Origin of the sequence: Ruegeria sp. HKCCD4884, assembly GCF_013110855.1 — a bacterium.
In the GTDB taxonomy this organism is placed as follows: domain Bacteria; phylum Pseudomonadota; class Alphaproteobacteria; order Rhodobacterales; family Rhodobacteraceae; genus Ruegeria.
Window position 1 is genome coordinate 23,831 of record NZ_WVRJ01000003.1, and the last position, 12,458, is coordinate 36,288.

The window sequence follows — 12,458 nt, forward strand, 5'->3', positions numbered from 1 at the left end:
TCCAGCCCAAATCGACCCCACCAAATTGCGACACTGAGACTTGCGCCTGAATTGTCCTCTGAATGTACGGTTTGCTTCGTCTCTGATTGAAAGCGCATGCGCCAACGCGCGGGAATTGCGGCAAAATTTCGGGTCAGAAAACACAACTGAAGTGAGACAGGTATGAGTGGCGGGGAGACAGGGATTCGAACCCTGGGGACGCTCTCACGCCCAACGGTTTTCAAGACCGCCGCATTCGACCACTCTGCCACCTCCCCGTCGAAAGCCGGGTCTAAGGCCAAGTTCGATCAGAGGCAAGTCGAAAACGGGAAATCTTGCCGAAGAGTTTTCAGCGCTCTTTCCATGACCCTTCAGCCACGTTATGATTGGGTGTAAAGACCGTAACAGGCTGGCATACAGAACCAGCAGACCGGCAACGGGGTTCGTGAAACGAAACCCCTTCAGGCAAGGGATAAGCAGATGAAGCGAGCGATCGAGACACGCCCGGGGCCCAAAAGGCTGGCGTATCTGGCGTTGACTTTGACGATTTTGGCCGGATGTGAAGAGGCTTTGGGTACAGCTGAAACCGCCGAAAAATCCCAGGACAACGATGGGAAAATCGAACTTATACCCCAGGTGACCAGTGGTTCGCAGCGCGACGTAGAAGCACCGGACGTTTTCCGCGTTACCGAAGCGGGGCTTTGGGATGGGCGACCCTCGCTGGGGGGCATATGGGTGGCACATCCAGACGTGAACCAACCCGAGCGTGTTGTGATCAAAAACACCGCCAACAACAAATCCGTGACTGGTGCCTTGTTCCGGCGCGAGCGTAACTTGCCCGGTCCGGCGCTTCAGGTCTCATCCGCTGCAGCGGAACAGCTTGGATTGCTGGCAGGGTCACCTACAAAGCTTAGCGTTGTGGCGCTGCGTCGCGAGAAGATCGAAGAACCCACGGCTGAAGAATCACCACAAGCTGAGGACGTAACCGCAGAAACCGAGACCGCATCGGCAGATACAGCAGCCGATGGCCAAGCCACGAGTGATCCTGAAAAGCCCGCCAAACGGAAATGGTGGCAAAAGAAAGAGCCCGCAGTTGCTGCTGCCGGTACCGCCGCTGTTGTAGCAAGCGCCTCGGAATCCGAAGAGGACACAACAGCAGAAACGGAAACGGTCAGCGATTCTGCTCAGGAAACCGCAGAGGAGCAAACCGAAGCGCCCGCTGAAAAACCGGCCAAGCGGAAGTGGTGGCAGAAGAAAGCACCCGCTGCTGCTGCCGCTGGAACCGCAGCGGCTGCAACAGATGCAGCCGCAGATAGCGCCGAAGTTGCAACCGAGGCTGCTGCTGCCGTAACCTCTCCGGCTTTGTCAGATGCGCCGGTCGAAGCTCCGGCCGAGAAACCCGCCAAGCGGAAATGGTGGCAAAAGAAGGATCCCGCAGAGATCACTGAAACGCCACTGGACCCGATCGAAGGTGCCGCCGCCGCAATTGATGCGACCGAAGCAACACCAGCAGCGGCGACGGCTGCGGCTGCAGCGACCACCGCATCACCGCTGAGCAAACCGTTTGTTCAGATCGGAACCTTCAGCGTCGAGGATAACGCCAACTCTGCCGCACAGAAGGTGCGCAGGAACGGTATGTCCGCAGTTGTTCGGGAACTGAAAACCGCAAATAACACCGTCTGGCGGGTGCTGGTTGGCCCTGCCGCAACCCGGGCCGAACGCAAAGCCATTCAGAAGGACGTAAAAGACCTTGGCTTCAAAGACGCGTTCACCGTATCCGACTGAAACAGGGAGACGCAGCATGCTAGCCTCGATGCGCACATCCGTTCTGGCCATGGGGATTGCCCTCATGGGACTGCCCGCACACGCTTTTGATACCACAGCTCGCGCAGCTTATGTGATTGACCAGACCACCGGCACTGTTCTTCTGTCAAAAGACGCCGACCAGCCCCTGCCGCCCGCGTCGATGTCAAAGCTGATGACGCTGTATGTGGCCTTCGAGGCTTTGCGCGATGGCCGACTGACACTGAATGAAACCCTGCCCGTGTCCGAACACGCGATGAGCTATGGCGGCTCGACCATGTTCCTGAACACGCAGGACCGCGTCACCGTCGAAGACCTGCTGCGCGGCATCATCGTTTTGTCGGGCAATGATGCCTGCGTCGTTATCGCCGAAGCACTTAGCCCCGACGGAACCGAGGCCGGGTTTGCGCGGTACATGACCCAACGCGCGCAGCAAATGGGCATGAACAATTCCAATTTTGCCAACTCGAACGGCTGGCCTGCCGCCGGTCATATGATGTCAGTGCATGATCTGGCCGTTCTTGCGGATCGCTTGATTTCGGACTTCCCTGAATATTACCCTCTCTTCGCCGAGGAGGTTTTTGAATTCGACGGTCGCGCGCCGTCAAATGCCCGCAATCGCAACCCGTTGTTGAAGCTGGATATCGGCGCGGACGGTTTGAAAACCGGCCACACGCAAGAGGCCGGCTATGGCCTTGTCGGCTCTGCCAAACAAGGTGACCGGCGTGTCATTTTCGTCCTGACCGGGCTCGACACCACCGGCCAGCGGGCAGAGGAGGCTGAGGCCGTGGTTAACTGGTCGTTTCGAAATTTTGTCGAGAGGACAGTTGCCAACGCGGAAACGCCGATAGCCGAAGCCCAACTGTGGATGGGTGAGAAAAAGACCGTCGGGCTTGTTGCCGAAGGTGATCTGAACGTGCTGTTCCCGGTTCTGGGGACTCAAAATGTCGAGGCCGAAGTTGTGTATGACGGCCCAATCAACGCGCCTGTCCAGAAAGGCCAGCAATTGGCTGAACTGGTGATCAAGCCCGAAGGACTGCCCGAGATCCGGCGCCCGCTTGTGGCTGCCGAGGACGTAGCAGTAGGTGGCTTTGTCGTGCGGATGCTGACCGTTGGTGGCATCGTATTGAAAGACGTGATCAACAACCCACTGGAGTCGATGTGACGAAAGCAGGGTTATTTCTGACCTTCGAAGGCATTGACGGATCAGGCAAGTCAACCCAGGCGCGGATGCTGGCGGATCGTCTGCGCGCGCAGGGACATGAGGTCGTGCTGACGCGCGAACCGGGCGGCTCACCGGGGGCTGAGGAAATTCGCCGCCTTGTTCTGGAAGGCGACCCGGATCGGTGGTCGGCCGAGACAGAGTTGCTGTTGTTCACCGCAGCCCGCCGCGACCATCTGGAGCGCACCATCGAACCCGCTCTTGCGGCAGGTAAAGTGGTGATTTGCGACCGTTTCGCAGACAGCACACGTATGTATCAGGGCTTGTCACGCGGCGACCTGCGCAGTCTGGTAGACCAATTGCACAACCTGATGATCGGCCGCGAGCCGGATATGACGCTGCTTATCGATATGGACCCGGAAACGGGATTGTCGCGCGCTAAAGGCAGGCAAGGTACCGAAGAGCGGTTCGAGGATTTCGGTCCCGATCTGCAAAAGAAAATGCGCGCAGGGTTTCTGTCGCTGGCTGATGAATTCTCGGGCCGGTTTCGCGTCGTAAATGGCAACAGGGACATGGACAGCGTTGCGCAGGATGTGACAGATATCGTTCAAGCAGCTTTGCGGTAAACGATGAGCGACGATACTCCTTCTCCGGATCAGGTGCCGGGTGCACCGCATCCGCGCGAAACCGCGCGGCTATTTGGCCAGGACGCGGCTGAACACGCATTTCTGACGGCCTACAATTCCGACAGGCTGCACCACGGTTGGTTGCTGACCGGGCCGCGCGGCGTCGGCAAAGCGACGCTGGCCTGGCGGATCGCGCGATTTTTGCTGGCCACACCCCCGGCAGATGACGGCGGCTTGTTCGGAGCGCCGCCGCCGCCAGAAACGCTCGAAATTGATCCCGATCATCCGGTATCACATCGCATGCAGGCCGGAGCCGAACCAGGATTGGCTGTGGTCACCCGATCACCAAACGATCAAGGGCGGTTGCGCGGCGAAATTGTCGTGGACGATATCCGCAAGCTTGGAAAATTCTTTGGTCTGTCCTCGGCTGATGGCGGACGCCGGGTGGTGATTGTGGATTCGGCGGATGAAATGAACATCAGTGCTGCCAACGCGCTGTTGAAGATGCTGGAAGAGCCGCCTGCGCGCACCACGCTTTTGCTCGTATCGCACCAACCTTCGCGCCTGCTGCCAACCATCCGGTCGCGCTGCCGCACGCTGCGCCTTGGCCCGCTGAGTCCGCAGGACATGCAAACCGCCCTGTCGCAAACCGGAACAGAAGTTCCCGCCCAGACTGAACACCTGGCCGCACTTGCGGCAGGATCAGTTGGGGATGCTGTGCGGTTAATCAATCTTGGCGGTCTGGACATTTATGCCGAGCTGATCGCCATTCTGGGCACCCTGCCCCGTATGGACCGGCAACGCGCACTGGCGTTGGCCGAAGCCGCAGCACAGCGCGGTGCCGCCGAGCGTTTCGAGTTGTTGCTAACGCTGATCGACGTCGCCTTGTCACGGCTGGCTTTGACTGGCGCAACCGGTACACCCCCCGTTCCCGAAGCGGCCCCAAACGAAGGTGAAACGCTGATGCGTCTTTCGGCTTCCCCCGATCAAGCCCGCCGCTGGGCAGAAGTCGCCGCGACAATCACGGCACGCGCACGGCATGGTCAGGCGGTGAACCTTGACCCTGCCGCTCTGGTCCTAGATACGGTGTTCAAGATACAGGAAACCGCCGGTCAGAACAGATGAGCGACACCCCCCAGATTACCGACAGCCACTGCCATCTGGACTTCCCGGATTTCGACGGCCAGTTGGACGAGATCATCACGCGCGCAGCCGAGGCTGGCGTGACCCGCATGGTCACGATTTGCACCAAACTGCGCAACGAACCCAGCGTCCGTGCGATTGCCGAGGCCCATGCGCCCGTCTTCTATGCCGCCGGCACGCACCCGATGAGTGCGGCGGATGAGCCGATAGCGTCGGTCGACGAACTGGTTGCCTTGGCCCAGCACCCGAAATTCGTCGGCATCGGAGAGTCTGGTCTGGACTACCACTATACCGCCGACAGTGCGGAAGAGCAGAAACAATCCTTGCGCATCCATATCGAAGCGGCCCAGCGCACTGGCCTGCCCCTGATCATTCACGCCCGCGCAGCGGATGATGACATGGCCCGAATTCTGGCCGGCGAGTATCGCAACGCACCCTATTCCTGCGTTATGCACTGCTTCTCTTCTTCTGCCGAATTGGCCAAGGCCGCGCTGGATCTGGGCTTTTACCTGTCCATGTCCGGCATCACCGCCTTCCCCAAAAGCCAGGAGTTGCGCGATATTTTCGCAACTGCACCGGTAGACCGCATTCTGGTGGAAACAGACGCGCCCTATCTGGCCCCACCACCCTATCGTGGCAAACGCAACGAACCCGCCTACACCGCCCACACAGCCCGGAAAGGGGCTGAGGTTTTCGGCATGGATTATGCCGCTTTTGCAGCCCAGACACAGGTGAATTTTGACCGCCTGTTCACCAAGGCCGCGCTGTACAAGGCCGCTGCATGACCGGGATGCGTTTTACAATTCTGGGCTGCGGTTCCTCGGGCGGCGTACCAAGGCTGGGCGGTCAATGGGGCGACTGCGATCCTACAAACCCGAAAAACGTGCGCCGTCGCTGCTCGCTGCTGATTGAACGCGATGGGCCGGATGGAACGACCTCGGTTCTGGTCGATACCACGCCGGATATGCGCAGCCAGTTGCTGGACACCGGCACCGGGCGGTTGGATGGGGTGGTCTATACCCACTCGCACGCGGATCATGTGCACGGGATCGACGACCTGCGCATGATCGTGTTCAACATGAAAACGCGCGTACCCGTCTGGGCGGACGGTGACACGCAGAACGCCTTGCTGGGGCGTTTCGGATACGCGTTCATTCAGCCCGAAGGTTCACCTTATCCTCCGATCCTGGACCTCAAATCCATTGATGGCCCGTTCGACATCGATGGTCCCGGTGGACCCATTACGTTGCGCCCGTTCAAAGTGAACCACGGCTCAATCGACTCTCTTGGGTTCCGAATCGGTCAGCTGGCCTACCTGCCGGACGTTGCCGAGATCTACGACGACGCCTGGCCCGAGATGGAAGGTTTGGACTGGCTGATCATCGATGCATTGCGCCGCAACCCGCATCCCACGCACGCGCATCTGGAAAAGACGCTGGGATGGATCGAACAACTGCAACCAAAACGCGCCGTGCTCACCAATATGCATATCGATCTGGATTATGCGACGGTTGACGCGGAAACTCCCGACTATATCACCCCCGCTTTTGACGGGATGGTGATCTATCAGGCGCAATAAGCCCCTGCCCCGCGCGCTCAAGATATCACAGCGCGCCTGCCGCACGGGGGCCAAATGCTGCAAAGTCTGATCGACGTCATTCTTCCGGTCTTCCTTGTGATCGGTGCCGGATACACGGCGACCCGCACGGGCTATTTCAAACAAGAGCACGTCGATGGGTTGATGAAATTCACCCAAGGTTTTGCGATTCCCTGCCTGCTGTTCCTGGCCATCGCACACCTGGACCTTAGCGCCAGTTTCGATCCCCGGCTTTTGGCCAGCTTCTATTCCGCCGCTGCGTTGTGCTTCACTGCGGGTCTCTTTGGAGCAAGGATCATTTTTGGCAGGGACTGGGAAGACTGCGTGGCCATCGGATTCTGTTGTCTGTTTTCCAACTCGGTCCTGCTGGGCCTGCCGATAACCGAACGTGCTTATGGCCCTGAGAACCTGACGGGCAACTACGCGATCATCGCCTTCCATTCTCCGTTTTGTTACGGCGTTGGGATCACGGTGATGGAGGTCGTGCGCAATCACGGCAACGGCGGTGTACATATGGCGCGATCAGTTCTGTCAGCGATGTTCAAAAACGCACTGATTCTTGGTATCGCGCTTGGTTTTGCCGTCAACATAACTGGTCTGGTCATCCCAGCAGTCGTGGACGAAGCGCTTGAACTTGTTACCCGCGCAGCCCTTCCTGGTGCTTTGTTTGCATTGGGGGGCGTGTTGGTTAAATACAAACCCGAAGGCGACTTGCGCACCATTGGTTTTGTCTGCTGCATCTCTCTGATGCTGCACCCCAGCCTAGTTTGGTTATTCGGAACATCCACCGGCCTGCCGCAGGACCTGTTTCGATCAGGCGTGTTGAATGCCGCCATGGCACCGGGTTTCAACGCCTATATCTTTGCGAATATGTATGGCCGCGCCAAACGCGTTGCGGCGTCATCCGTTTTGATCGGAACAGCAGCATCTATAATCACCGTCTGGCTTTGGTTGAGCCTTCTGGGCTAACACAGGTGTTGACTTCGGTTTTCGCAGTAACACCTATCGCAGAACGCAGCAGGAGATCCGAATGCCACACGCCATAGTCGTCGCCCACGGCCAGCCCTCTGACCCAGATCCCGCTGAGGCCGCGCTTGCTGCATTTGCAGCCAAAGTCGACGCGTTGGCCGAACATGTAACGGTGAGTTCTGCGACGCTGGCCAAGCCCAGCGCGCTTGAGGCCAAATTGGACGGCCTTCCCGAAAATTCGGTGATCTACCCGCTTTTCATGGCGAAGGGGTGGTTTGTAACAAGTGCCCTGCCGAAACGGGTCGGAGATCACACAGCACGTATTTTGGATCCTTTGGGCATTGATCCCGATCTGCCCGCGCTGACGGCGAACGCGCTAGAAGCGAAGTTGCGAGAAGAGCATTGGGCGGCCAATGCGACGGATTTGGTGATCGCTGCGCACGGGTCGGGCCGCAGCCGGAATCCATCGGCGGTGGCCAATGAATTTGCGGACCGACTAGGCATGCAGGTTGCATTTCAATCGATCCGGGTTGGCTTTGTCGAAGAACCGCCCTCGATTGCCGAAGCCGCGCGAGATGCATCTAATCAAGCGATTTGCCTGCCGTTCTTCGCCTGCACCGGAGGGCATGTTCTGGAAGACGTACCCGAAGAGCTGGAACGCGCCAAATTCAAAGGTATCGTCATGCCCGTTGTCGGAGAGCTCGCGCCCATTCAGCGGCAGATCGCGCAAAAGGTCACCGAGGCGTTCGCATCTGCGTGACCCTTGGTGGATGTTCAGAATTGCGCCTTGCTCAGTGTCGAATAAAGCCGGTGGCACGATCGACCATCCCGTTTAGCCTGATACAATGCCAAATCTGCAGCATGTAAGATATCAGCCGCTTTGGGCACTTGAAACTGAGTGGACAGAGCCGTGCCGATGCTGGCTGACACCGTACATTGCTGGTTTTGAAACAGCATAGGTTCGTTCAAGCGTTGGATAAGTCGGTCAGCAATTGCCTTCAATCTGTCGTCTCGTGTCAGGTCTTTGAAAACAATGACAAACTCGTCCCCACCAACACGCGCAACCGTATCTTCGCTGCGCGTCTCCTCAATCATGATGCGGGCCGCCTGTTGCAGGACGAAATCACCAGCAGCGTGACCCAGTCTGTCATTCACAGATTTGAAGAAATCCAGATCCAGATGCATCAAGGCAAAAGTTGAATTACTTGAGATCAGGTGTGCCAGCACGTGATCCATGGCCCTGCGGTTTTTTAGCCCGGTTAATGTGTCGGTATAGGCCTGTTCCTCAGCGGCGAGCATGGCGCCTTGAAGCCTCAGGTTCAGCGACCGCGACGCCTCCATCGCGGCAGATTTGGCCTCGACCAGATAAAGCAGTTCGATGGCAAGGTCGGTGCCCGAGAAATCCGCACTTGTCAGCGCGTAATCCCGCACCGCATCCAGAATTGAAATCCCGAATGACAGGTTGATGACCGCACCACCGGACTGCGGCAAAGGGGCGACCAAGCCCTTGAGGGTCGTACGCGGTTCATCCTTGAACTTCAGGTGCAACTTGGCCCCGGCCATCGATAACAACGCCGGTATGGTTGTGACTGTTCTGGGACGGATCAGTTCAAACACTTCCAGAAACCCCTGCCCGGTCAGTGGCAATTCTGGTCGCAGTTTTTGAAGTGTTGGCCCCGCTTGTTGTATTCGTCCGTCTTGTTCGACCAACAGGAACATCGGACAAAGCGTTTCCAGAAGGCCCGCAAGTTCGTGAGTATCGGTCATCTGCTGTGCGCCCCCAAATCAAAGTGACGCCCTTCCGCGAAAGCGCTTTCAACCAACATGATGGAAATGACGTCACTGTCCTGCTGCTGCCCTTCATGTGACAGTATGACCAATGCGCCGTAGTCGTCTGCCATGGCACGCAAAACACCAACCATGACACTGGAATAGCCGGGCAAGCCTGGAAAGCAGCATAGCTGATACTCCGTGGCCGATAGCTCTCGCAGCTCAAGGGCCGGCAAAGTCAAATCTGACACGGCCAAACGCACCCTGTCGGCCAGATCGTCCAGCGAATGCAGAAACTCTACATAGCTTACGCCGCCAAACCTGAGCAGGCGACGCAGCCCTTCCATGTTCGGGTGGGACACAAGATATGTCCCCAAATCCTCAAGAATCTCGGCCTTTGGTCGGTTCAGATCGCAACTCAGCGCATCCAACACTCTTGTCGTCATGTCATCATCATAGATGAGCATGGCTTCAAACTCGCGAAACCCCAACCGCGCATCTTCGGTCACACGCAGCCAGCAGGCCTGCCCATAGGTAGCGCAGACAAAAGACTGTATCGCCCGATTGATCAGACCATGCATCGGAAACCCCAACTTGGTGTCCCCTGCACTCTGTGCTGACAAATCTTAACAAATAGACAAAATCCACCCTGAGTTGCAGCGAATGCAACCGGGTATCACTTCGACATTTGTCGATTGCTCAGAAATCTGTCGGCGCGCCACCCTCGGCTTTGCGGCGTTCCACAAACTCTGCCAGTTCTTCGCGAATGGCTTCATCCATTGGTGGAGCGTCAAAGCTCGAAATGATCTCTTTGAACATGTGGTGGGCGCGTTCGGCTGTCCAAATGCCACCAGCAACCTCCCACCCTTCATAGTTCTTCCAGTCGCTCAGGAAGGGTTGATAGAACGCGGTGGTATAACGGTCCTGTGTGTGCTGAATGCCGAAGAAATGACCGTCATTGCCAACTGAGCGGATCGCATCAAGCGCGATCTCATCAGGGCCGGTGGCAGTCAATTCCGGGTTCATATAACGCTGAATTTGTTGCAGGATTTCGCAATCCATAATGAACTTTTCCGGGCTTGCAATCAGGCCACCTTCCAGCCATCCAGCCGCGTGATAGACCATGTTGGTGCCCGATTGTACGGATGCCCAAAGCGAGTTCGACGTCTCCCAAATCGACTGCCCATCAGGCACGTTTGCAGCACAAACACCCGACGATCGCATCGGCAGCCCGTAGAACCGCGCCATCTGGCCGGTCATCTGGGTCGAGCGCATGTATTCCGGCGTCCCAAAAGCGGGTGCTCCGGTTTTCATATCGACATTCGACGTAAATGTGCCGATCACGCACGGAGTTCCCGGGCGCACATATTGGAACAGGGCTATAGCACATAGCGCCTCGGCCAGTGACTGGGCCACCGCACCTGCCATTGTCACCGGTGCCATGGCCCCGGCCAACGTAAAGGGTGTCACCACAATTGCCTGTCCACGTCGGGCCAGCCGTAGGCACCCGTCGATCATAGGCTGGTCATGCTTTAGAGGAGAGGTAGAGTTAATGTTGGTGTACATGCGTGGAGCGGCATCGAATTCTTCGTGGCTCAGACCGCCTGCGATGCGCACCATTTCCATCACATCCTCGACGCGCTCTTTGCCCAGAGAGTAAGCATGCATGGTTTTGTCGGTCAGCGTCAGCTTGTCGTAAAGGACGTCCAGATGCCTTATACTGGCGTGAATATCGACAGGTTCGACCGGATAACCTCCGGCGAAATGGATGCAGTTGAAATATTGCGTCAGTTTCAACAGATTTCGACACATCTCCCGGTTGCCGGGAACTTTTGTGCCGATCTCCATATCCCAATAATTCGGCGGCGATGAGACATTGCCGAACAGAATGTTCTTTCCACCAATCTCGATCTTGCGATCCGGATTGCGTGGCGTGATGGAAAATTGACTGGGGGCTTTCGCAATCATCTCCATGACAAAGTCGCGCCCCATGCGCACATTGTCACCTTCGATGGTGCAGCCTGCCTCACGCAGGATGCCTATTGCCTCTTCATTGTAAAATTCGATCCCGATCTCTTCCAGGATACGCATGGCCCCGTCATGGATCGCTTCGATGCCAGCCTGATCCAAGGGCTCTGTGGGATGGTCGAGGTTGATGGGCGGATCCCAGGGCATCTGATCGATCGCTGCAGTTCCTCTGCGCGCTGCGGCCCCAGCGCGGCCTCCGCCGCGACGCTTGCGTGTTGTTGTATCGCCCATCACGGCCTCCATTCCTGCTTTAAACAAGCAAGCCCGGAAGACACGATGATGGCCGCTCTGTCTGCGACAGAATATGTCGGTTTTCTATTTTGGCCGTCGATTGTCGGATTTAACCGTTTACTTGCTGGCTAACCATGCAGGGATATGTCCGATATCGGGCAGGACGACGTCGGCCATGGGCGCCAGCGCCTCTGCTTCGGCCAAACCCGTCAAAACACCTATCGTCGTCATCCCGGCAGCCCGCCCGGCTTGGAGATCATGAAGGCTGTCACCAACCATTGCGACCCGTGAAGGTTCAACCCCAACATGCGCGGCAAAGGCCAGCAGTTGACCAGGGCCTGGCTTGAACCCGTGACCACTGTCATACCCCGCAACAAAGTCGAAATGCTCCCGAATCCCGACGGACTCAAGATGCTGCAAGGCCGGATGTTCACTGTCATTGGTGGCCACACCCAGCTTAATCCCCGCATTCTGCAAACTTTCCAGAAACGGGACCAGAGGAACAGCAGGCGACTGAGGGGCAGCAGCTGCTTCGGCGTTCATCAGATCCACGATCTCATCAACGGTCATGCTGTCGACATGAGCGGCCAATACGTCGGCGATTTCTTCAACAGTCGCAGCGATAACGATACTGTCTGCGTTGTATCTCTCTTGCTCCAGGTCATAGCCGATTATCTGTCCAAGTTCGGCGGCGCGGGTTGTGTCACCATTAGTCAGTCGCAGCAGCAAAGAGCGGCCAAAGCCACCCCATGTGTTTGCAAAATCAAACAGCGTGCCGTCTTTATCGAAGACGATTGCATCTATCGGCATCAAGTTCTCCAGCGGAAGAGGATTTCAGGTCCAATGTACATCAGCGCCGCCGGACAAAACCGTCCGCGCCTGAGCAGGAAGATCATAGGCTAGCGCGTTGGCATCACAAAACGCCATGACCCACGAGTCGTCAAGTACCAGAAAATCCAGCACCGACGCCAGAAATTCCGGGTCTGCTGCACGCTCGCGGACATCTTGCACCGACGCGCCCGTCGAGCCCAAAAATACAGGAAAAAGCTCTTCATTTCCGGCCAACCAGCCCAAAGCTGTCAGAGCCAGTGTTTCCGCGGATTCGGATGATATCGACATAAACTGTGCTCAGATCCACTTTTGGAAAGGG

Annotated in this window: 13 protein-coding genes and 1 tRNA gene; 8 read left to right on the top strand and 6 right to left on the bottom strand. The window is 57.4% G+C overall.

Annotated elements, in window-relative coordinates; translation table 11 throughout:
• Positions 1-167: 167 nt before the first annotated feature.
• Positions 168-257 (bottom strand) — tRNA-Ser (locus tag GS636_RS04915).
• Between the two features lie 202 nt (positions 258-459).
• On the opposite strand from GS636_RS04915, the gene GS636_RS22855 reads away from it, so the two are divergent.
• The 8 genes from GS636_RS22855 to GS636_RS04955 all read left to right on the top strand — a co-directional run bounded on the left by GS636_RS22855 (position 460) and on the right by GS636_RS04955 (position 8,039).
• Positions 460-1,764: an SPOR domain-containing protein gene (locus tag GS636_RS22855; RefSeq protein WP_171668661.1), complete on the top strand. Its 1,305-nt coding sequence runs from the start codon at positions 460-462 to the stop codon at positions 1,762-1,764.
• A 16-nt stretch (positions 1,765-1,780) separates the two neighbouring features.
• Positions 1,781-2,947: a D-alanyl-D-alanine carboxypeptidase family protein gene (locus GS636_RS04925; protein WP_171092109.1), complete on the top strand. Its 1,167-nt coding sequence runs from the start codon at positions 1,781-1,783 to the stop codon at positions 2,945-2,947.
• Entirely contained in the window at positions 2,944-3,570 is a 627-nt protein-coding gene (gene tmk, locus GS636_RS04930) for a dTMP kinase (RefSeq protein WP_171184826.1), read from the top strand. Before GS636_RS04925 ends, tmk begins: the two co-directional genes overlap by 4 nt.
• Positions 3,571-3,573: 3 nt before the next feature.
• Positions 3,574-4,695, top strand: a complete 1,122-nt coding sequence (locus GS636_RS04935; protein ID WP_171668662.1) for a DNA polymerase III subunit delta' — start codon at positions 3,574-3,576, stop codon at positions 4,693-4,695.
• Positions 4,692-5,498, top strand: a complete 807-nt coding sequence (locus tag GS636_RS04940; protein WP_171668663.1) for a TatD family hydrolase — start codon at positions 4,692-4,694, stop codon at positions 5,496-5,498. Before GS636_RS04935 ends, GS636_RS04940 begins: the two co-directional genes overlap by 4 nt.
• The gene (locus GS636_RS04945; protein WP_171668664.1) at positions 5,495-6,292 is read left to right on the top strand and encodes an MBL fold metallo-hydrolase; all 798 of its coding nucleotides are present in this window, start codon (positions 5,495-5,497) and stop codon (positions 6,290-6,292) included. The genes GS636_RS04940 and GS636_RS04945 overlap by 4 nt, the downstream gene beginning before the upstream one ends.
• A 54-nt stretch (positions 6,293-6,346) precedes the next feature.
• Complete coding sequence (locus GS636_RS04950) at positions 6,347-7,279, top strand: AEC family transporter (RefSeq protein ID WP_171668665.1); 933 nt, start codon at positions 6,347-6,349, stop codon at positions 7,277-7,279.
• Between the two features lie 61 nt (positions 7,280-7,340).
• On the top strand, positions 7,341-8,039 hold the full coding sequence (locus tag GS636_RS04955; protein ID WP_171668666.1) for a CbiX/SirB N-terminal domain-containing protein: 699 nt from the start codon (positions 7,341-7,343) through the stop codon (positions 8,037-8,039).
• 14 nt (positions 8,040-8,053) lie between these two features.
• Here the strand turns inward: GS636_RS04955 and GS636_RS04960 are convergent, their stop codons facing one another.
• The 5 genes from GS636_RS04960 to GS636_RS04980 all read right to left on the bottom strand — a co-directional run bounded on the left by GS636_RS04960 (position 8,054) and on the right by GS636_RS04980 (position 12,427).
• Complete coding sequence (locus GS636_RS04960; RefSeq protein ID WP_171668667.1) at positions 8,054-9,046, bottom strand: GGDEF domain-containing protein; 993 nt, start codon at positions 9,044-9,046, stop codon at positions 8,054-8,056.
• Positions 9,043-9,630, bottom strand: coding sequence for a heme NO-binding domain-containing protein (locus GS636_RS04965; protein WP_171668668.1), 588 nt, complete (start codon positions 9,628-9,630; stop codon positions 9,043-9,045). The genes GS636_RS04960 and GS636_RS04965 overlap by 4 nt, the downstream gene beginning before the upstream one ends.
• Before the next feature lie 118 nt (positions 9,631-9,748).
• Positions 9,749-11,308: a trimethylamine methyltransferase family protein gene (locus tag GS636_RS04970; protein ID WP_171668669.1), complete on the bottom strand. Its 1,560-nt coding sequence runs from the start codon at positions 11,306-11,308 to the stop codon at positions 9,749-9,751.
• A gap of 117 nt (positions 11,309-11,425) precedes the next feature.
• Entirely contained in the window at positions 11,426-12,118 is a 693-nt protein-coding gene (locus tag GS636_RS04975; RefSeq protein ID WP_171668670.1) for an HAD family hydrolase, read from the bottom strand.
• Between the two features lie 24 nt (positions 12,119-12,142).
• A complete protein-coding gene (locus GS636_RS04980; RefSeq protein WP_171092130.1) occupies positions 12,143-12,427 on the bottom strand; it encodes a DUF3572 domain-containing protein in 285 nt (94 codons plus the stop codon).
• Positions 12,428-12,458: the final 31 nt, after the last annotated feature.

Bases quoted from the DNA above. Each gene is read 5' to 3' on its own strand.
- GS636_RS04965 (WP_171668668.1), bottom strand. From the start codon at position 9,630: ATGCATGGTCTGATCAATCGGGCGATACAGTCTTTTGTCTGCGCTACC.
- GS636_RS04960 (WP_171668667.1), bottom strand. From the start codon at position 9,046: ATGACCGATACTCACGAACTTGCGGGCCTTCTGGAAACGCTTTGTCCG.
- GS636_RS22855 (WP_171668661.1), top strand. From the start codon at position 460: ATGAAGCGAGCGATCGAGACACGCCCGGGGCCCAAAAGGCTGGCGTAT.
- GS636_RS04940 (WP_171668663.1), top strand. From the start codon at position 4,692: ATGAGCGACACCCCCCAGATTACCGACAGCCACTGCCATCTGGACTTC.
- GS636_RS04945 (WP_171668664.1), top strand. From the start codon at position 5,495: ATGACCGGGATGCGTTTTACAATTCTGGGCTGCGGTTCCTCGGGCGGC.
- GS636_RS04935 (WP_171668662.1), top strand. From the start codon at position 3,574: ATGAGCGACGATACTCCTTCTCCGGATCAGGTGCCGGGTGCACCGCAT.
- GS636_RS04970 (WP_171668669.1), bottom strand. From the start codon at position 11,308: ATGGGCGATACAACAACACGCAAGCGTCGCGGCGGAGGCCGCGCTGGG.
- GS636_RS04975 (WP_171668670.1), bottom strand. From the start codon at position 12,118: ATGCCGATAGATGCAATCGTCTTCGATAAAGACGGCACGCTGTTTGAT.
- GS636_RS04955 (WP_171668666.1), top strand. From the start codon at position 7,341: ATGCCACACGCCATAGTCGTCGCCCACGGCCAGCCCTCTGACCCAGAT.
- GS636_RS04925 (WP_171092109.1), top strand. From the start codon at position 1,781: ATGCTAGCCTCGATGCGCACATCCGTTCTGGCCATGGGGATTGCCCTC.
- GS636_RS04980 (WP_171092130.1), bottom strand. From the start codon at position 12,427: ATGTCGATATCATCCGAATCCGCGGAAACACTGGCTCTGACAGCTTTG.
- GS636_RS04950 (WP_171668665.1), top strand. From the start codon at position 6,347: ATGCTGCAAAGTCTGATCGACGTCATTCTTCCGGTCTTCCTTGTGATC.